The 18,304-nt window shown below is 71.9% G+C and carries 16 protein-coding genes; 9 read left to right on the top strand and 7 right to left on the bottom strand.

What is annotated here, in order from left to right; translation table 11 throughout:
• The first annotated feature begins 1 nt into the window (after nucleotide 1).
• Complete coding sequence (locus tag AC3EU2_RS15605; RefSeq protein WP_488179503.1) at nucleotides 2-706, top strand: ABC transporter ATP-binding protein; 705 nt, start codon at nucleotides 2-4, stop codon at nucleotides 704-706.
• A 157-nt stretch (nucleotides 707-863) separates the two neighbouring features.
• Here the strand turns inward: AC3EU2_RS15605 and uvrA are convergent, their stop codons facing one another.
• Nucleotides 864-4,058, bottom strand: a complete 3,195-nt coding sequence (gene uvrA, locus AC3EU2_RS15600) for an excinuclease ABC subunit UvrA (RefSeq protein WP_488177198.1) — start codon at nucleotides 4,056-4,058, stop codon at nucleotides 864-866.
• A gap of 60 nt (nucleotides 4,059-4,118) precedes the next feature.
• Between uvrA and AC3EU2_RS15595 the strand changes: the two genes are divergently transcribed.
• The 4 genes from AC3EU2_RS15595 to AC3EU2_RS15580 are packed head-to-tail and all read left to right on the top strand — an operon-like array spanning nucleotide 4,119 to nucleotide 7,484.
• Nucleotides 4,119-5,234 (top strand): hypothetical protein, encoded by a 1,116-nt coding sequence (locus AC3EU2_RS15595; RefSeq protein WP_488177197.1) that lies wholly within the window; start codon nucleotides 4,119-4,121, stop codon nucleotides 5,232-5,234.
• Between the two features lie 5 nt (nucleotides 5,235-5,239).
• The gene (locus AC3EU2_RS15590) at nucleotides 5,240-5,923 is read left to right on the top strand and encodes a maleylpyruvate isomerase family mycothiol-dependent enzyme (RefSeq protein WP_488177196.1); all 684 of its coding nucleotides are present in this window, start codon (nucleotides 5,240-5,242) and stop codon (nucleotides 5,921-5,923) included.
• Nucleotides 5,923-6,588 (top strand): MBL fold metallo-hydrolase, encoded by a 666-nt coding sequence (locus tag AC3EU2_RS15585; protein ID WP_488177195.1) that lies wholly within the window; start codon nucleotides 5,923-5,925, stop codon nucleotides 6,586-6,588. The genes AC3EU2_RS15590 and AC3EU2_RS15585 overlap by 1 nt, the downstream gene beginning before the upstream one ends.
• Nucleotides 6,589-6,611: 23 nt before the next feature.
• Entirely contained in the window at nucleotides 6,612-7,484 is an 873-nt protein-coding gene (locus AC3EU2_RS15580; protein ID WP_488177194.1) for an EamA family transporter, read from the top strand.
• A gap of 32 nt (nucleotides 7,485-7,516) precedes the next feature.
• Here AC3EU2_RS15580 and AC3EU2_RS15575 read toward each other — a convergent pair whose 3' ends face one another.
• Nucleotides 7,517-8,500 carry a TerC family protein gene (locus AC3EU2_RS15575; RefSeq protein ID WP_488179502.1) on the bottom strand — a complete coding sequence of 328 codons (984 nt, stop codon included), beginning with the start codon at nucleotides 8,498-8,500 and terminating at the stop codon, nucleotides 7,517-7,519.
• 342 nt (nucleotides 8,501-8,842) lie between these two features.
• Here AC3EU2_RS15575 and AC3EU2_RS15570 point away from each other — a divergent pair, with 342 nt between their 5' ends.
• Nucleotides 8,843-9,685 carry an alpha/beta hydrolase family protein gene (locus AC3EU2_RS15570; protein ID WP_488177193.1) on the top strand — a complete coding sequence of 281 codons (843 nt, stop codon included), beginning with the start codon at nucleotides 8,843-8,845 and terminating at the stop codon, nucleotides 9,683-9,685.
• Here the strand turns inward: AC3EU2_RS15570 and AC3EU2_RS15565 are convergent.
• Together AC3EU2_RS15565 and uvrB are read right to left on the bottom strand one after the other, a co-directional pair.
• Nucleotides 9,649-10,005 (bottom strand): MmcQ/YjbR family DNA-binding protein, encoded by a 357-nt coding sequence (locus AC3EU2_RS15565; RefSeq protein ID WP_488177192.1) that lies wholly within the window; start codon nucleotides 10,003-10,005, stop codon nucleotides 9,649-9,651. The two genes, AC3EU2_RS15570 and AC3EU2_RS15565, sit on opposite strands and share 37 nt — an antisense overlap.
• A 4-nt stretch (nucleotides 10,006-10,009) precedes the next feature.
• Complete coding sequence (gene uvrB / locus AC3EU2_RS15560) at nucleotides 10,010-12,124, bottom strand: excinuclease ABC subunit UvrB (RefSeq protein WP_488177191.1); 2,115 nt, start codon at nucleotides 12,122-12,124, stop codon at nucleotides 10,010-10,012.
• Between the two features lie 50 nt (nucleotides 12,125-12,174).
• Between uvrB and AC3EU2_RS15555 the strand changes: the two genes are divergently transcribed.
• Nucleotides 12,175-13,215, top strand: coding sequence for a Gfo/Idh/MocA family protein (locus AC3EU2_RS15555; protein WP_488179501.1), 1,041 nt, complete (start codon nucleotides 12,175-12,177; stop codon nucleotides 13,213-13,215).
• Here the strand turns inward: AC3EU2_RS15555 and coaE are convergent.
• From coaE to AC3EU2_RS15540, 3 genes are read right to left on the bottom strand one after another with little or no spacing between them, the layout of a single operon-like run.
• On the bottom strand, nucleotides 13,200-14,366 hold the full coding sequence (coaE, locus tag AC3EU2_RS15550) for a dephospho-CoA kinase (RefSeq protein WP_488177190.1): 1,167 nt from the start codon (nucleotides 14,364-14,366) through the stop codon (nucleotides 13,200-13,202). The two genes, AC3EU2_RS15555 and coaE, sit on opposite strands and share 16 nt — an antisense overlap.
• A gap of 20 nt (nucleotides 14,367-14,386) precedes the next feature.
• Nucleotides 14,387-16,222, bottom strand: a complete 1,836-nt coding sequence (locus AC3EU2_RS15545) for a DUF5671 domain-containing protein (protein ID WP_488177189.1) — start codon at nucleotides 16,220-16,222, stop codon at nucleotides 14,387-14,389.
• The gene (locus AC3EU2_RS15540) at nucleotides 16,219-16,671 is read right to left on the bottom strand and encodes a nuclear transport factor 2 family protein (RefSeq protein WP_488177188.1); all 453 of its coding nucleotides are present in this window, start codon (nucleotides 16,669-16,671) and stop codon (nucleotides 16,219-16,221) included. Before AC3EU2_RS15540 ends, AC3EU2_RS15545 begins: the two co-directional genes overlap by 4 nt.
• Nucleotides 16,672-16,776: 105 nt before the next feature.
• On the opposite strand from AC3EU2_RS15540, the gene AC3EU2_RS15535 reads away from it, so the two are divergent.
• Together AC3EU2_RS15535 and AC3EU2_RS15530 are read left to right on the top strand one after the other, a co-directional pair.
• Nucleotides 16,777-17,592, top strand: a complete 816-nt coding sequence (locus AC3EU2_RS15535) for a sensor histidine kinase (protein WP_488177187.1) — start codon at nucleotides 16,777-16,779, stop codon at nucleotides 17,590-17,592.
• Nucleotides 17,582-18,304 carry a response regulator transcription factor gene (locus AC3EU2_RS15530; protein ID WP_488177186.1) on the top strand — a complete coding sequence of 241 codons (723 nt, stop codon included), beginning with the start codon at nucleotides 17,582-17,584 and terminating at the stop codon, nucleotides 18,302-18,304. Before AC3EU2_RS15535 ends, AC3EU2_RS15530 begins: the two co-directional genes overlap by 11 nt.

Here is an 18,304-nt window from a genome sequence, read left to right as displayed (position 1 = left end):
CATGCTCGAGGTCAAGGACCTCGTGGTCGCGTACGGCAAGATCAAGGCCGTCAAGGGCATCAGCTTCTCGGTCGACGAGGGCGAGGTCGTCACGCTCATCGGCACCAACGGTGCCGGCAAGACGACGACCCTGCGCACGATCTCCGGTCTGCTCCGTCCGCTCAGCGGCGCGATCCGCTTCCAGGGCAAGCGGATCGACGACACCCCGGCCCACGAGATCGTCACCCTCGGGCTGGCCCACTCCCCCGAGGGCCGACGGATCTTCCCTCGCCTCTCGGTCGAGCAGAACCTCCTGCTCGGGGCCTTCGCCCGACGAGACGGCGACGTGCGCAAGGACCTGCAGGCGGCCTACGAGCTGTTCCCGATCCTCGGTGAGCGCAAGGCGCAAGCGGCCGGCACGTTCTCCGGTGGCGAGCAGCAGATGCTCGCCATGGGTCGGGCGATGATGAGCCGCCCCAAGCTGCTCATGCTCGACGAGCCGTCGATGGGCCTGTCGCCGCTGATGATGAAGACGGTCATGTCCACGGTGACGACGCTGCAGGAGCAGGGCACGACGATCCTGCTCGTCGAGCAGAACGCCCAGGCGGCGCTCAAGCGGGCCACGAAGGGCTATGTCCTCGAGGTCGGCAAGATCGTCCTGTCGGGCAGCGGCCCCGAGCTCCTCGCGAGCGACGACGTCCGCAAGGCCTACCTAGGCGAGGATTAGCGAGCGGGTCCCACGCGCAGCGTGGGCCTAGCGAGCGGGGCCTACGCGCAGCGTGGGCCTGAGCACGCAGGCACGACGAGGGCCCCGCACCATCCCGGTGCGGGGCCCTCTTCGTGCGGCTCGACCGTTCGTCCAGCCGGTGTGCCGACCGGTCGGCTCAGGCGCTCTTGCGCGGCGTCCGCTTCGGGGCCGTCGAGGCGGTCGTCGAGGACGGGGCCGCGGTCCGGGCGGCAGCAGTCCGCTTCGTCGCGGCCCTCTTCGCGGGGGCCTTCTTCGCCGGGGTCTTCTTCGCCGGGGTCTTCTTCGCCGCGGCCTTCGTCACCGGGGCCGTGGTCGACGCCTTGCGCGCCGTGGCGGCCGTGGCCACCGCAGCCGCGGGGCCCGACCGTCCAGAGGCCGTGGCCCGGGTCGTCGTCCGGGCCGTCTTCGCCAGGACCGGCGCGAGGAAGCGCCCCGTGTGGCTGTCGGGGTGGGCGGCGACCTCCTCGGGGGTGCCGGTCGCGACGACGCTGCCGCCCTTGTTGCCACCCTCGGGGCCGAGGTCGACGACGTAGTCGGCGCTCTTGATGACGTCGAGGTTGTGCTCGATGACGATGACAGTGTTGCCCTTGTCGACGAGGCCCTGGAGGACGCCGAGGAGCTTGCGGATGTCCTCGAAGTGCAGGCCGGTCGTCGGCTCGTCGAGGACGTAGATGGTGCGTCCGGTCGACCGCTTCTGCAGCTCGGAGGCGAGCTTGACGCGCTGCGCCTCGCCGCCGGAGAGCGTGGGCGCCGGCTGGCCGAGCCGGACGTAACCGAGGCCGACCTCGTTGAGCGTTGTCATGTGCCGGGCGATGCCGGGCACCGCCGCGAAGAAGTCCGCGGCCTCCTCGATCGGCATGTCGAGCACGTCGGCGATGGTCTTGCCCTTGAAGTGCACCTCGAGGGTCTCGCGGTTGTAGCGGGCGCCGTGGCACACCTCGCACGGGACGTAGACGTCCGGCAGGAAGTTCATCTCGATCTTGATGGTGCCATCACCGGAGCACGCGTCGCAGCGGCCACCCTTGACGTTGAAGGAGAACCGCCCCGGCTGGTAGCCGCGGATCTTGGCCTCGGTCGTCGTCGCGAACAGCTTCCGGATCGCGTCGAAGACCCCGGTGTAGGTGGCCGGGTTGGAGCGGGGGGTGCGCCCGATCGGGCTCTGGTCGACATGGACCACCTTGTCGAGGTGCTCCAGCCCCTGCACCGACTTGTGGCGCCCGGGGACGTGCCTCGCACCGTTGAGCTTGTTGGCGAGGACGTTGTAGAGGATGTCGTTGACGAGGGTCGACTTGCCCGACCCGGAGACCCCGGTGACGGCGACGAGGTTGCCGAGCGGGAAGCTCGCGCTCACCTCGTGGAGGTTGTGCTCGCGCGCGCCGATGACGGTGACCTGGCGGTCAGGGTCCTGGGGGCGGCGCGACTCGGGGACGGGGATCTCCGCGCGGCCCGAGAGGTACTTGCCCGTGATCGACGTCGGGTGGGTGAGGAGGTCGGCGACGGTGCCCGAGTGGACCACCACGCCCCCGTGCTCGCCGGCTCCCGGGCCGATGTCGACGACCCAGTCGGCCGTGGCGATCGTGTCCTCGTCGTGCTCGACGACGATGAGCGTGTTGCCGAGGTCGCGCAGCCGGGTCAGGGTCTCGATGAGCCGGTGGTTGTCGCGCTGGTGCAGCCCGATGCTCGGCTCGTCGAGGACGTAGAGGACGCCGACGAGGCCGGAGCCGATCTGGGTGGCCAGTCGGATGCGCTGGGCCTCGCCACCGGAGAGGGTGCCGGCGGGCCGGTCGAGGCTGAGGTAGTCGAGGCCGACGTCGAGGAGGAAGCCGAGCCGGGCGTTGATCTCCTTGATGACCCGCTCGGCGATCTGCCGCTCCCGGACGGTGAAGTCGACCTCCTCCAGGAAGCTGGCCGAGTCGGAGATGGGCAGCGCGCAGACGTCGGCGATGCTGCGCCCGCCAATGGTGACGGCGAGCGACTCGGGCTTGAGCCGGCTGCCGCGGCACGACGGGCACGGCACCTCGCGCATGTAGCCCTCGTAGCGCTCCCGGCTCCAGTCGGAGTCGGTCTCGGCGTGGCGACGCTTGACGAACGGGATGGCCCCCTCGAAGCCGGTCGTGTAGGAGCGCTCACGGCCGAAGCGGTTGCGGTACTTGACGTGGACCTTGTGGTTGCGACCGGTGAGCAGGGACTCCTTCGCCCGCTCGGGCAGGGAGCGCCACGGGGCGTCGATGCTGAACTTCATCTCCTCGGCGAGCGCGCCGAGCACCCGCTGGAAGTACTCGGACGCGCCACTGCCGGAGGCCCACGGGGCGATGGCGCCCTCGGCCAGGCTGAGGTCGTCGTTGGGCACGATGAGCTCAGGGTCGACCTCGAGCTCGGTGCCGATGCCCGTGCAGACCGGGCACGCCCCGAAGGGGCTGTTGAACGAGAACGAGCGCGGCTCGACCTCGTCCATCGTCAGCGGGTGGTCGTTGGGACAGGCCATCCGCTCGGAGAAGCGCCGCTCCTTGGGGAGGTCGGACCCGTCCGGGCCCTTGCCCTCACCGGGGTCGACGAACTCGATGACGACGACGCCTCCGGCGAGGCCCAGGGCGGTCTCGACGGAGTCGGTGAGCCGTCGCTTCGAGGAGGCGTCGCCGCCCTTGGAGACGAGCCGGTCGACGACGACGTCGATCGTGTGCTTGATCTGCTTCTCGAGGGTCGGCGGCTCACTGAGGGAGACGACCTCGCCGTCGACCCGGGCCCGGGCGAAGCCCTTGGACTGCAGCTCGGCGAAGAGGTCGACGAACTCGCCCTTGCGGGCGCGCACGACGGGGGCGAGCACCTGGAAGCGGGTGCGCTCGGGGAGCTCGAGCAGCCGGTCGACGATCTGCTGGGGGCTCTGCCGGGTGATCGGCTCGCCGCAGGTGGGGCAGTGCGGGCGCCCGGCCCGGGCGAAGAGCAGGCGGAGGTAGTCGTAGACCTCGGTGATCGTGCCGACGGTCGAGCGCGGGTTGCGGTTGGTCGACTTCTGGTCGATCGACACCGCCGGGGACAGGCCCTCGATGAAGTCGACGTCAGGCTTGTCCATCTGGCCGAGGAACTGCCGCGCGTAGGCGGACAGGGACTCGACGTAGCGGCGCTGGCCCTCGGCGAAGATCGTGTCGAACGCCAGTGACGACTTGCCCGACCCCGACAGCCCGGTGAAGACGATGAGGGAGTCCCGGGGCAGGTCGACCGAGACGTCCTTGAGGTTGTGCTCGCGCGCGCCCCGCACGACGAGGCGGTCGTGGGTGGCGCTCCCCGAGCGACGGGTGGGCGATGCAGAGGCAGCAGAAGTCACGTCCACCATGCTAGGTGCCGCCACCGACAGCCCCCGACGACGACCGTGGGCCGCCTCTACAGTGACGACATGCGACCGCGTTCGCCGGCCCTCGCCCTCGTCGTGGGGTCGGTCCTGCTCGCTGGGGCGTGCACCACCGGGTCGACGCCCCCACGCTGGGAGACGCTCGCCCTCCCCGACGGCCTCGCGCCCGTCACCCTGGCGGGCACCGGGGACGGCGTCCTCGTGGGGGCCATCGCGCCCGAGCGCCCTCGTCCCCGTCTGCTCCGTGCGCGCGACGGGTCCTTCACCGAGGTGCCGCTGACGCCCCGGTCCCCCTACGCCTTCGAGGCGCGCTGGTTCCAGGTCGCCACCCGGTCCGGCGCGGTCGAGGCCGTCGGCGGGGCCCGGGGCGGCGCGCACGGCAACTACCGCTGGTCGACGTGGTCCGGCGACACCGACGCCGTCGTCGAGCTCGAGCAGCCGTTCGGGGTGTTCGGCAGCTACGGCGCCGGCGACCTCGCCGGCGTGGCGTATGCCGGTGGGTCGCCCGTGATCCTCGGCGCCTGGCAGAGCGAGCGGACCGGTCTCGACATCGCCGTGTGGACCCGGAGGGGGGAGCGCTGGTCCCGGCAGCCCTCCACGGGGACGCCCCTGGCCAGCAGCCCCGAGTCCCTCGTGGCGGCGCGGGCGATCACCGCGCACGGGGACGGCGTGCTCCTCTCGGGGTCGGTGACGCGGCTCGCCCCCGGCTCGGTCACGGTCGACGCCGCCGTCTGGACCGCACCCGGCGGGCAGGGCCCGTGGACCCGCACCGACCTCCCGCGCCCCGCCGGTGACGGGCTCACCGAGGCCCACGCCGCGACGTGCACGCCGCTGCGGTGCCTCGTCGTGGGCCGGCAGGGATCGCACCCGGCCGCCTGGGAGGTGGTCGACGGGCGCGCGAGGCGAGCGGACGGCATACCCGACGTCACGGTGACCGAGAACGCGGCCGTCCTGGCACCGGTCCGGGTCGGTGAGGACGACCTCGTCGTCGTCCCGTCCGGGTCGGGCAGCACCGTGCTCCGGCGACACGGGGACAAGTGGTCGACCTCTGCCGGCCCGGCGGGCACGCCGGTCTCGTCCGTCGTCGTCGGGGACGAGCTCTGGGTGGTCACGACGGATGCCCGCGGGACCGGCACGCTGTGGGTCGCGCGCGTAGCCTGAGGCTCGTGACCGACCTCCTTGCCGCCATCGACGAGCACACCGCCCGCCTCGTCTCCGATGCCCGCGCCTGCGACGACCTCGCGGCCCCCAGCCTGTGCGAGGGATGGGGCCGGGACCACGTGCTCAACCACCTCGCCCGCAACGCCGAGGCCCTGGTCCGGCTGGTCGGGGCGGCCGTCGACGGCACGGGCGAGACGATGTACGACTCCCCCGAGGCTCGCGACGAGGACATCGACGCCGGTGTCGGCCGGAACCGCCACGTCGTCGTCGCCGATGTCGAGGAGACCGCTGCCGCCCTCGCGCCGCAGCTGCGACGCCTCACGCCCGAGCACCGCGACGTCGTGCTCGAGCGCACCCCCGGCGGGCCGACGTTCCGCGGCGGCATGCTCCCGTTCATGCGGCTGCGCGAGGTGGTCTACCACCACGTCGACCTCGACCTCGGTTTCGACTTCGACGACGTCGAGGCCGACCTCCAGGTCCTCTTCATCGAGAACGAGCTCAAGAGGCAGCGCGGCACCGAGGTGGCGCCCTCGCTGAGGATCCGCACCGACGAGGGCGACGTCTGGTCGCTCGGCGAGGGTGACGCCGCCGTCACCGGGTCGCGCGCCGGAGTGCTCACCTGGCTGGCGCGCCAGGACCCGTCCGGCGTGCACGCCGACGCCCTGCCGGCCCTGATGAGGGGCCTGTGATGACCGACTACACCGGGGACGTCGAGCCGGGCGGACCGACCCAGGTCCGCACCCTCGAGCACCTCGTCATCCGCAAGATCGCCGTGTCGGAGATGTCGAACAACGCCTACCTCCTCACCTGCCGCGAGTCCGGCGAGCAGCTGCTCGTCGACGCCGCCGACGACGTGGCGCGGCTCACGGCGCTGGTCCGCGAGGGCACCGGCAGCCTCGAGCACCTCGTCACCACCCACCAGCACTGGGACCACGTGCGGGCGCTGGCCGAGCTGGTCGACGCGTTCCACCCGCGGACGTACGCCGGAGCCGACGACGCCGACGCCCTGCCGGTGCGCCCGGACGTCCGGCTCGCGCAGGGCGACGTCGTCACGGTCGGCGGGTGCCGGCTCGACGTCGTCCACCTGCGCGGTCACACGCCCGGGTCGGTCGCGCTCGCCTACGACGACCCGGCCGGGCACACGCACCTCTTCACCGGCGACTCGCTCTTCCCCGGCGGTGTCGGCAACACCAAGAACCCGGGCCAGAGCTTCGAGAGCCTCATCGCCGACGTCAGCGACCGGGTCTTCGACGTCTACGACGACGCCACCTGGGTCTACCCGGGCCACGGCGGCGACACCGTGCTCGGCGCCGAACGGCCGCATCTCACGGAGTGGCGCGACCGGGGCTGGTGACCTGCCCGACCTAGCCTGACGAGGTGTCCCGCCTCAGCACCGTCCCCGCTCCGGTCCTCGTCCTCGCGGGGATCGTCTCGGTGCAGTTCGGTGGGGCGCTCGCGGCCACCCTCATCCCGGAGATCGGGGCCGGTGGCTCGGTCGTCATGCGCCTGCTCTTCGCGACCGTCATCCTCGTCGCCGTCGTGCGGCCGCGGTGGCGCGGCCACTCGAGGGCCGCCTGGCGTACCGTCATCGCGTTCGGGCTCGCCCTCGGCCTGATGAACTTCACGTTCTACGGCTCCCTCGCGCACCTGCCGATCGGCGTGGCCGTGACCATCGAGTTCCTCGGGCCGCTGCTCCTCGCGGCGGCCCTGTCACGACGGGCGGTCGACCTCCTCGCCGTCCTCGCCGCGGCCGTCGGCGTGGTCCTCATCTCCGAGGCCCTGTCCGTGCCGTTCGCCGACCTGGACTGGACCGGGCTGGGACTGGCGGCGACCGCCGGGACGTGCTGGGCGGCATACATCATCCTCAGCGGGCGCACCGGAGCCGAGTTCGACAAGCTCGAGGGGCTCGCGATCGCCATGGTCGTCGCCACCGTCGTCACCCTTCCGTTCGGGCTCGCCTCGGTCCCGGAGTGGGACGGCGGCCTCGTCGCCAAGGGGCTCGGCATCGCCGTCCTGTCCTCGGTCCTGCCCTACTCGCTCGAGCTCGTCGCGCTGCGCCGGATGACCGCGCGCGTGTTCGGCATCCTGCTCAGCCTCGAACCGGCCGTGGCCGCGGTCGCCGGCCTGCTCATCCTCGGCCAGCGGCTGCACGGCTGGCAGCTCCTCGGCATGGGACTCGTCGTGCTCGCCTCCGCGATCGTGCTCGGGCTGGGAGCGCGCAAGGACCCCGCCGAGTCGACGGGGTCCTAGACGCGCGACCCGGTGTGTGCCGGGTGCGGAGGTCAGGCGTTGATCTCGGCCTTCTCGTCGCGCTTGGTCTTCCAGAGGCTCGCGACGGTCGTCACCCCGAGGATGACGACGATGGCGCCGAGGGACACGGAGATGGGGATGTCCCACACCTCGAGGTGCTCGCCGCCGTTGATGAAGGGGAGCTCGTTCTCGTGGAGGGCGTGCAGGATGAGCTTGACGCCGATGAAGGCCAGCAGCACCGACAGTCCCAGGCTGAGGTAGACGAGCTTCTGGAGCAGGCCGCCGAGCAGGAAGTACAGCTGGCGCAGACCCATGAGGGCGAAGAGGTTCGCCGTGAGCACGAGGTACGGCTCCTTGGTGAGGCCGTAGATCGCGGGGATCGAGTCGAGCGCGAACAGCAGGTCGGTGGTGCCGAGGGCAACGACGACGATGAACAGCGGCGTGACGACCCGCTTGGCGTTCTCCTTGACGAGGAGCTTGCCGCTCCACTCCTTCGTGGACGGCAGGGTCTTCTCGACCCACTTCATGAAGCGGTTCTCCTCGTACTCCTCGTCGTCGCTCTCACCCTCGGTCGCGAGCTTGACCGCGGTGTAGATGAGGAACGCGCCGAAGATGTAGAAGACCCACGAGAAGTTGTTGATCGCCGCGGCGCCGAGCCAGATGAAGATGCCGCGCAGGACGATCGCGATGATGATGCCCCACATGAGGGCGGTCTGCTGGAACTTCTCGGGCACGGCGAACTTCGCCATGATGAGCAGGAAGATGAAGAGGTTGTCGACCGAGAGCGAGTACTCGGTCAGCCATCCGGCGTAGAACTCACCGGCGAGCTGGCTGCCGTGGCTGAGCCAGACCCAGAGGCCGAAGACGACCGCGGCACCGACGTAGAACGACAGCGTGAGGCTGAGCTCCTTCGTCGAGGGCCGGTGCGGGTTGCGGGCGATCATCACGACGTCGAAGATCAGCACCGCGGCGGCGACGCCGATGGTGAGGAACCACTGCCAGGTGGCGATGTTCATCGAGGGCGTGGCCGTCGACAGGGCGGAGAGTGAATGCACGCGGAAAACCTTACGGGGTCGGGGACGTGTCGGCCCGGAGGTCTCTCCCGCCCTGGGGGCCGGACCGGATCCCCGGGCCACTGGTGGCCGTGATGACGAGGAGTCCGCGCTGGGGATACTCCCCTCCGCTCGGGCAATTCTCGCATGCGCGGAGCGCATCGCGAGAATTGTCCCGAGCGGAGGGGGCCCGCCGCCCAGCACAAAAGGGTTCGCGAACCGTCGGGTGGCTCCCGAACCTGTTCGAACCGACCTGCGAGTGACGGACCGGTTCGCGAACCGAGTTGGGCGGCATAGGGTGCGACGGTGCCCACTCGCAGGTCGCTGCTGGCCGTCGTCGCGGCCCTCCCGCTCACGGCGTGCAGCACGGCGACGACAGGCACCGACCCAGCCGCCGAGCCCGTCGAGAGGACCCGACCCATGCGCCTCACCTACGGCGAGGACCCGAGCCAGTTCGGCGAGCTGACCCGTCCGGACGGGGCGAGCAAGGGGGTCGTCGTCATCATCCACGGCGGCTTCTGGAAGGCCGAGTACGACCTCGAGCTCGGCCGTCCGCTCGCCGCGTCGCTCGCTAAGCAGGGGTGGACCACCTGGAACATCGAGTACCGCCGAGTTGGCAACGGCGGTGGCGCCCCGGCCACGCTCGACGACGTCCACGCGGCCATCGAGCGCCTCGGCACCGTCGACGGCCTCGACACCTCCACGCTCCTCACCCTCGGGCACTCCGCGGGCGGGCACCTGGCGGTCTGGGCCGCGGGACGGCAGCGCCACCCGCAGTGGGCCGGCGCGCAGGTCGTCGTCACCGGGGCGATCTCGCAGGCAGGGGTCCTCGACCTCGTGGGTGCCGAGAGCGACGACCTCGGCGACCACGCGGCGGCCAAGCTGCTCGGGCACGCCCCGACGAGGGCGGACCTCGCCTACGACCCGCGCCAGCAGGTGCCGCTCGACGTGCCCGTCCGGTGCGTCCACGGGCGGGCCGACGACGTCGTGCCGCTCAGCCAGTCAGCCGACTACGTCACGGCGGCCACGGCGGCGGGTGGCGACGCACGGCTCGTGGAGGTGGACGGCGACCACTTCGTCGTCATCGACACCGACTCGGCCGTGTGGGCGCGTCAGCTCGAGCTGCTCGACGAGCTCGGCGGGCGCTGACCGCGCGGGAGCTTGGCCACGACGAGGTCGTACGAGGTGTCGACCGCCTCGCGGATCGCCTCGTCGGGGATGGCGCCCCCGACGGTGAGCGTGTTCCACCCGTGCCGGCCGATGTAGGCCATGACGCCGGCGTCCTGCGGGAACTCGGCGATCCACTCGTCGGCCTCCGCCCGGCTGCCGAGCTTGACGCCCACCCCGGTCCGCCCGAGGAAGGCGAAGATCTTGTCGCCGACCTTGGCGACGTCGTCGCCCTCCCACGGCTGGTCGGCCCAGGCACCGGGCTTGGCCAGGGCGTAGGCGGCGACCTCCTCGGGGGTCATCGGGTCACTTCGTCGCTTCGCTCATCTGGCGGAGCTCCTTCTTGAGGTCTCCGACCTCGTCGCGCAGGCGCGCCGCCAGCTCGAAGTGAAGGTCGGACGCCGCCTGGTGCATCTGGGTGGTGAGCTCCTGGATGAGGTTCGCGAGGTCGCCCGCCGCCATGTTGTCGAGACGCCCAGCGCCCACGACCGAGGCGTCGGCCGCGAGGGCGCCACGCCCACCCCGGCCACCGTCGGACTTGCCCCGCGAACGGGCCCGGCCCGACCCGAGGAGGGCGTCGGTGTCGGCGTCCTCGCGCTCGAGCATGTCGGTGATGTCGGCGATCTTCTTGCGCAGCGGCTGCGGGTCGAGGCCGCGCTCGGTGTTGTAGGCGATCTGCTTCTCGCGCCGACGCGAGGTCTCCTCGACGGCCTCGGCCATCGACGGGGTGATCTTGTCGGCGTACATGTGGACCTGGCCGGAGACGTTGCGCGCGGCACGACCGATCGTCTGGATCAGCGAGCGGGCCGACCGGAGGAAGCCCTCCTTGTCGGCGTCGAGGATCGAGACGAGCGAGACCTCGGGAAGGTCGAGCCCCTCGCGCAGGAGGTTGATGCCGATGAGGACGTCGTACTCGCCGAGCCGCAGCTCGCGCAGCAGCTCAACGCGGCGCAGGGTGTCGATGTCGGAGTGGAGGTAGCGGACCCGCACGCCCTTGTCGAGGAGGTAGTCGGTGAGGTCCTCGGCCATCTTCTTGGTGAGGGTGGTGACGAGGACGCGCTCGTTGCGGGAGGCCCGGAGGTTGATCTCGTGGAGGAGGTCGTCGATCTGGCCCTTGGTCGGCTTGAGGACGATCTCGGGGTCGACGAGCCCGGTCGGGCGGATGATCTGCTCGACCACGCTGTCGGCCCGGGCGATCTCGTAGTTGCCCGGCGTCGCCGACAGGTACACCGTCTGGCCGATCCGCTCGAGGAACTCCTCCCACTTGAGCGGGCGGTTGTCCATCGCCGACGGGAGCCGGAAGCCATGGTCGACGAGGGTCCGCTTGCGTGAGGCGTCGCCCTCGTACATAGCGCCGATCTGCGGCACCGTCACGTGCGACTCGTCGAGGACGAGGAGGAAGTCCTCGGGGAAGTAGTCGAGCAGGCAGTTGGGCGCCGTCCCGGCGGTGCGCCCGTCGAGGTGCATCGAGTAGTTCTCGATGCCCGAGCACGACCCGACCTGGCGCATCATCTCGATGTCGTAGGTCGTGCGCATGCGCAGGCGCTGGGCCTCGAGCATCTTGCCCTGGCTCTCGAACGTCCTGAGCTGCTCCTCGAGCTCGTGCTCGATGCCGGCGATCGCGCGCTCCATCCGGTCGGGACCGGCGACGTAGTGCGAGGCGGGGAAGACGTACATCTCGGTCTCCTCGCGCACGATCTCGCCGGTGAGCGGGTGCAGTGTGTAGATCTTGTCGATCTCGTCACCGAAGAACTCGATGCGCACGGCGAGCTCTTCGTACTGCGGGATGATCTCGACGGTGTCGCCCCGGACCCGGAACGTCCCGCGGGTGAAGGCGAGGTCGTTGCGGGTGTACTGCATCTGGACGAAGCGGCGCAGCAGGTCGTCGCGGTCGAGCTCGTCACCGACGCGCAACTGGACCATCTTGTCGACGTACTCCTGCGGGGTGCCGAGGCCGTAGATGCACGAGACGGAGGCGACGACGATGACGTCGCGCCGGGTGAGCAGCGAGTTGGTCGCCGAGTGCCGCAGCCGCTCGACCTCGTCGTTGATCGAGGAGTCCTTCTCGATGTAGGTGTCCGTCTGCGGGACGTAGGCCTCGGGCTGGAAGTAGTCGTAGTAGCTGACGAAGTACTCGACCGCGTTGTTGGGCAGCAGCTCACGGAACTCGTTGGCGAGCTGCGCCGCCAGCGTCTTGTTGGGCGCCATGACGAGGGTGGGGCGCTGCACCTGCTCGACGAGCCAGGCGGTCGTCGCGGACTTGCCGGTGCCCGTGGCACCGAGCAGGACGACGTTCTGCTGGCCGGCGTTGATCCGCTCGGTGAGCTGGGCGATCGCCGCCGGCTGGTCACCGGCGGGCTGGAAGTCGGACACGACCTGGAACGGTGCGACGGTGCGCTTGAGGTCGGTGGTGGGACGCATACGACCACGGTATGCCGTCCCACCGACAGTGCGAGGATGGTGCCGTGACCATGACGCTGCCGACACCCCGCACCCCCGACCCCCGCTCGGCCCCGACGCTCCGGTGGGGCATCCTCGGCCCCGGGTACATCGCCCGCGAGTGGTCCACCGCGGTCCGGGCCGAGACCGACCAGGTGATCCAGGCGGTCGCCTCCCGCGACCTCGGCCGGGCGCGGTCGTTCGCGGACGACTTCGGTGCGCACACGGCATACGGGTCGTACGACGAGCTGGTCGCCGACCCCGACGTCGACATCGTCTACGTCGCGACGCCGCACTCGGAACACCACGCGCAGGCGCTGCTCGCCCTGGGCGCCGGCAAGCCCGTCCTCGTCGAGAAGGCGTTCACCCGCAACGCCGCCGAGGCCCGCGCGGTCCTCGACACGGCCGCGAGCAAGGGTCTGCTCGCCATGGAGGCCATGTGGACGCGCTTCCTCCCCGGCATCGACGTGGTTCGCCAGTGCCTCGAGCAGGGCCTGCTCGGCGAGGTCGAGAACGTCTTCGCCGACCACGGTCAGCCGCTGTACCCCGGCGGCCCGCAGCGGCTCTCCGACCCCGCGCTCGCCGGCGGTGCGCTGCTCGACCTCGGGATCTACCCGACGTCGTTCGCGTCCTTCGCCCTGGGTGGCATCGACGCGGTCACCGCCACCGGCCGCCTCACCGACGAGGGCGTCGACGCCGAGGACACCCTGCTCGTCACCGGCTCCCGAGGCGGTCGCGGGCTCCTCCACGCCACCATGACGTCGCGCACCCCGACGACGGCGAGCATCAACGGCACGAAGGGGCGCCTCGAACTCGGGGACCCCGACGACCGCAACAACCGCTGGTACGGCCCGTCGCGGGTCCGCTTCGTCTCGCGGGACGCCGAGACCGACGTGTCGTGGGAGCCGTCGAGCCGCGCCCACGGGCTGCACTTCGAGGCGTGCGAGGCGGCCCGCTGCGTCGACGCCGGGCTGACCGAGAGCCCGCTCCTGCCGGCTGCCGAGACCCTGCGGATCATGGAGGTCCTCGACGAGGTCCGGGCCCAGGTCGGGGTGCGCTACCCCGGGGAGTGACCCGTCACCCGGTCGTGGACGGCGTCGAACCACGGCTCCTTGGCGCCCGCGTAGTCCGACGCCGACAGCCCCCGGCCGACGAGCTCCAGCTTGAGCGCGGCGTACTCCGCGCGTGCGGCGTCGTCCACCCGGAGCCAGTCACGGAAGGCCAGCGCCCACCGGTGGCCCGGACCGTCCACCTCCCGCACGTGGACGTGCGCGATCCGACCTGGGTCCGCGCTGCCGTGGAACCGCTTGGGCCACGCGCCGCCGTCCTTGGCGTTGTCCTGCGCCGTGTCGCCCACGCGGGGGAAGCCGGCCCGCCACAGGGCGTCCACGAACTCCCGGTCGTCGGCCTCGGCGAGCGCACGGACCCCGACCTGCAGGTCGATGACGTCCTTCGCGACGAGACCGGGAACCGCGGTGGAGCCGATGTGGTCCACCGTGACGGCCCGCTCCCCCAGGGCGCGCCGGATCCGCGCCACCAGCCGCGCCGCCTCCGCGGGCCACTCGACCCTGGGCTGGCTCAGGGTGAGCGGGTCCGGACGGACGGCACGAGTGCGGTGGACGAGGTTCTCGTTGAAGGGTTCCAGCCGCTCGCCCCAGAGCCTGCGGACCTCGACGTCGAGGTGGTCGCGGCTCCCCTCGTTGTCGAGCCAGACGTCGGCGGCGGCCCTGCGGGCGTCGTCGTCGGCCTGGGCGCCGATCCGGGAGCGGCCGTCGGCGGGGTCCATGCCGCGGTCCCAGACGAGCCGCTCGAGCCGCGACTCCTGCGACGCGCCCACGACGACGACGAGGTGGTAGCGGTCGCCCATGGCCTTCTCGACGATGAGCGGCATGTCGTGGACGAGCACCGCGTCGTCGTCGGCCGCAGCCATGAGCTCGTCGCTCCGGCGCCAGATGGCCGGGTGGGTGATCGCCTCGAGGTCGGCCAGCGCACCCGCGTCCCCGAAGACGACGCGCCCGAGGGCCGTCCGGTCCAGCGATCCGTCGGAGCCGAACACGGCGTCCCCGAAGCGGTCACGGACGGCGGCGAGGGCCGGCATACCGGGTTCGACGACCTCACGGGCGACGGCGTCGGCGTCGACGACGACCGCACCGAGGTCGGCCAGGCAACGCGCGACCGTGGACTTGCCCGACCCGATTCCCCCGGTGAGACCCACGCGCAGCATGGGCCCCAACCTAGCCGCGGTCAGCGGTCGTGCTGGATGGGCACGACGCGGAGGCCGTCGGGTTCCTCGAGCAGGAGCAGGTCTCCCTCCGGGTACCGGGCGAGGACCTCCCGGAGCTCGCCGACCGACGCGGCCGGCACGGTGACGTCGGTGCGCCGGACGAGCTCGAGGTCGAGGCCGTCGCCGCGCAGCTCGGCCGACGCGCCGTCCCCGGCGCCGACGAGCAGGACACGCCGTCGGCGGGCGGCCTGCGGAGGTGGCGCCTGCGGCGGCGTCCCCGGACGGGCCGGCAGCAGACCCGCACGCTCCAGCTCCTCGGTCTCGTCCCGGTCGGCGCGGAAGACCGTCCAGTGGTAGGCCGCGAGCAGCGACGTCGTCACGAGGATGCCCAGCGCGAAACGGACGCTGCGGAGCGTCTCGACGTCGACGCCCGCGGCCAGGGCGTCCTGCAGCACGAGGTAGACGAGCGTCATCACGGTGACGACCGCGGTCACGCCCATGACGCCGAAGAGCACGAGCAGGTAGGCGCGCCGGGTCGGTGACACCACCTCCGGGGCGGGATGCTCGGACCGGGCCCGCTGCGCCCGGCTCCAGTGCCACCACCACACCGGCAGCCCGACGGCCAGCAGCACGAGGGCGCCGAGCAGCGCGTTGACGGCGCTCGCGCCGGCGAGGACGTCCGGGCCCGCGGCGACCGCCTCGACCATGGTGACGATGAGCATCACCAGGCCGGAGCCCGCGGCGAGGAGCCCGATGGCGGCGAGCAGGTACTCGTACACCCGCCGCACCTCGGTCCGCTCCGGGGCACGCTCGGGGACACTCTTCGAGGCACTCCCCGGGGCACTCTCCGGTGCGCCGTCCGCGTCGAGCAGGACCCGGTGGTACCACCACACCACCAGCCCCACCAGCGCCGTCGCGACCTGGCCGGGCAGGGAGGCGAAGTGCTCGCTCGCGCTCGCGGCCCGGGGGTCGCCGACCAGCCAGACGAGGACGGAGTACGACGCGAGGCTCACCGCGGCGACCGCGGCCACCAGTCCCCCGCCCACGCCGGCGAGGAGCACCAGGGCGAGCCAGGGCCCGTCGCGCTCGTCGTGAGCCGCGCGCCGCTGCCAGTAGGCCACCCACGCCGCGGCGCCGACGGCGAAGACGATGCCGGCCTCGACGACGCGAGGTGTCGTCGTGTCCACGATGGATTCGCCGTCGAGGTCGAGCACGACGCGCAGCGCCGACGCGACCAGCCGGACCAGGCCCGTGGCCGCGGTGACGAGACCGATGAGCGACCCCACGAGGTGGAGGGGTCGCAGGTGCCGGCGTGGCGTGACCCGCGGCCCCCACCAGTGGTGCAGGGCCCAGACCAGCGACCAGACCAGTGCCTGCGCGAGGGCGGAGCCGGGGTCGTCGCGGCCGGGGAGGAGCAGCACCGACAGCGCCTCGTGCCAGCCGGTCATGGCGACGACGAGGGAGACGAGGCCGACCACCGTGAGGTGGACTGCCCACCCCGTGGAGCCGGCCTCGGCGGGGACGGTGTGCAGCCGGCGCCGGGTCCACCGGGCGAGCAGGGCCCACAACGGAAGGGCGATGAGGGTGAACGTCAGCTGCAGGGCGAGCGCGGCGTCGTCGTCGACGAGGACGTCGCCGCGGTCCAGCACCCGCCCCAGCAGGCCGGTGACCCCGGAGGCCGACGCGAAGAGCAGCCCGGCCAGCAGGAGGTACTGGAAGAACCGGCGGATCCCCGACCCCTCGACGGGGGCGCCGGCCCCCGGGGCTGCGTCCCGCTGGCGCCGACGGCTGAGGGCGCTCCCGACCGCCACGGCGGCCCCCACCAGGACGGCGAGCAGGACGAGGGAGAAGATCACCGCCCCTCCTTCGGGGCGTTGCACGAGAAGGTCGGCCAGGGCTCACCGGTGATGACCCACCGGTCACCCTCGCGGCGCAGCTCGAAGCTGGCCGGCTCCCGGTTCTCTCCACCGCCGAGCGGCCCGGCCCCCGAGCGGACGAGGTCGACGCGCACCCTGGCGGTGTCGCCTTCCGTGACGCTCTCACGCAGCACCACCCGGGCCCGCCCGTCGAGGAAGACTCCCTGCAGGTCGTCCTCGTCGCACCGGCCGTCCGGATCGAGCTGCTCGGCGGCCGTGGCGGGGTCGTGCTCGTACAGCGCGGCGACGTAGTCGCGCACCCTCGCCTCCGGCGACCCGGCCGCCAGCTGCGGTCCCGGGCGCAGTGCGGCGAAGACCCCGGCACCGACCGCCAGGAGGACCAGCGCGGCGACGGCGACGACGAGTCCTCTGGTGGCCCGGTTGCCCATGGCCCCAGTGTGCTCGCCACCCGGCTCTCCGTCCGGCATACCCGTTCTCCCGTCTGTCGCGAAGGATGCGTATGCCGGGTGCCGCCGGGTCGTAGGGTCACCTCCATGACACCGGCCCTGCAGGTGGGCCTCCTAACGCTGGGGCTCACCACCGTCCTGCTCGGATGGTGGGTGCGCCGTCTCCACCTGCGCCTGCGCACGAGCAGCCACGAGATCGGGCGGCTCCACGACCTCGCGCTGCGCCGGGCCGACCAGGTCTCGGTCCTCAGCCACGAGGTGCGCACGCCGCTGGCGCTCATCAAGGGGTCCGCCGACCTCCTCGCCGAGCAGACGCCCGGACCGCTCACCCCGACCCAGGCCAAGTTCGTCGACACGATCTCCGGCAGCGCCGAGCACGTCATCACCCTCACCGAGGACCTGCTGGCCCACGCCCGCATCGAGGCGGGGCTCTTCGAGGTGCACCTGCGCCAGGTCGAGCTGCGCTCGTACCTGCGCTCGGTCGTGCGCGAGCTGCGCCAGGTGCACCACCACCGCGCGATCGCCCTCGACGCACCCGGGCCACCCACGCGGGTCCACCTCGACCCGCAGCTCATCCACCAGCTCGTGAGCAACCTCGTCGGCAACGCCCTGCGCCACGACGACACCCCCGGGAACGCGGTGGTCGTGCGCGGTCACACCGCCGACGGGAACGTCGTCATCGCCATCAGCGACCAGGGTCGAGGGATGAACGAGGAGGAGCGCTCGCGCCTCTTCGAGCGGTTCTCCAGCGGCGCCCCGCTCGGCGAGGGCACCGGGCTCGGGCTCTACATCTCCTCGCACATCGCCGAGCTGCACGGCGGTCGCATCCTCGTCGACACCATCGCGCAGCACGGCACGACGATGCTCGTCACCTTCCCGGCCGGGGGTCCCGGTGAGCAGTGAGCCGTGGCGGGCGCTCGTCGTCGAGGACGAGCCGGCGATGCGCGACATCATCACGTTCGCGCTGGAGACGCAGGACTTCAGCACGGTGACGGCCGGCTCGGCCGAGGAGGGCTGGGCCGTCCTCGCGGAGCAGCACATCGACCTCGTCGTCCTCGACGTCATGCTGCCCGGGATGTCCGGCGTCGAGCTCTGCCGCCGGATCACCACGACGAGGCCGGTGCCCGTCATCCTGCTCACGGCCCTCGGCGAGACGTCGCAGCGCATCGCCGGCCTCGAGGCGGGCGCGTCCGACTACGTCGCGAAGCCGTTCCACCCGCGCGAGCTGGCGCTGCGCGCCGCCGGCCTCGTGCGGCGGTCTCCGCTGAGCAGTGGGAGCATCGCCCAGGCGGGACCGGTGACCCTCGACCTGCGGGCGGCCACGGCATACGTCAAGGGCAAGCGGGTCGACCTCACGCCGCACGAGTACCGGCTCGTAGCAGCCCTGGTGACGCACCCGGGCGAGGACCTGCCCTTCCGCCAGCTTCTGCTCCTCGGCTGGGGCGACCCCCAGCCGCTCGGGGGTCGTGAGCTGCTCAAGACCGCCGTCTACCGCCTGCGGCTCAAGCTCGAGGCGTCGGACCCGGCGGCGCGCGGCTGCATCCGCAGCGTGCGAGGCGTGGGCTACCGCTACGTCGTGCCGTCGGAGGGCGAGGACTCGGTCACAGAACAGTGA

This window comes from Knoellia sp. B-D-2, assembly GCF_057714695.1.
The sequence above is the reverse complement of the archived record's forward strand: the minus strand, read 5'-3'. Positions and strand labels throughout refer to the sequence as shown.

Bases quoted from the DNA above. Each gene is read 5' to 3' on its own strand.
- AC3EU2_RS15565 (WP_488177192.1), bottom strand. From the start codon at position 10,005: ATGACCCCCGAGGAGGTCGCCGCCTACGCCCTGGCCAAGCCCGGTGCC.
- uvrA (WP_488177198.1), bottom strand. From the start codon at position 4,058: ATGGTGGACGTGACTTCTGCTGCCTCTGCATCGCCCACCCGTCGCTCG.
- AC3EU2_RS15605 (WP_488179503.1), top strand. From the start codon at position 2: ATGCTCGAGGTCAAGGACCTCGTGGTCGCGTACGGCAAGATCAAGGCC.
- coaE (WP_488177190.1), bottom strand. From the start codon at position 14,366: ATGCTGCGCGTGGGTCTCACCGGGGGAATCGGGTCGGGCAAGTCCACG.
- AC3EU2_RS15575 (WP_488179502.1), bottom strand. From the start codon at position 8,500: ATGAACATCGCCACCTGGCAGTGGTTCCTCACCATCGGCGTCGCCGCC.
- AC3EU2_RS15540 (WP_488177188.1), bottom strand. From the start codon at position 16,671: ATGGGCAACCGGGCCACCAGAGGACTCGTCGTCGCCGTCGCCGCGCTG.
- AC3EU2_RS15555 (WP_488179501.1), top strand. From the start codon at position 12,175: ATGACGCTGCCGACACCCCGCACCCCCGACCCCCGCTCGGCCCCGACG.
- AC3EU2_RS15535 (WP_488177187.1), top strand. From the start codon at position 16,777: ATGACACCGGCCCTGCAGGTGGGCCTCCTAACGCTGGGGCTCACCACC.
- AC3EU2_RS15595 (WP_488177197.1), top strand. From the start codon at position 4,119: ATGCGACCGCGTTCGCCGGCCCTCGCCCTCGTCGTGGGGTCGGTCCTG.
- uvrB (WP_488177191.1), bottom strand. From the start codon at position 12,124: ATGCGTCCCACCACCGACCTCAAGCGCACCGTCGCACCGTTCCAGGTC.
- AC3EU2_RS15585 (WP_488177195.1), top strand. From the start codon at position 5,923: ATGACCGACTACACCGGGGACGTCGAGCCGGGCGGACCGACCCAGGTC.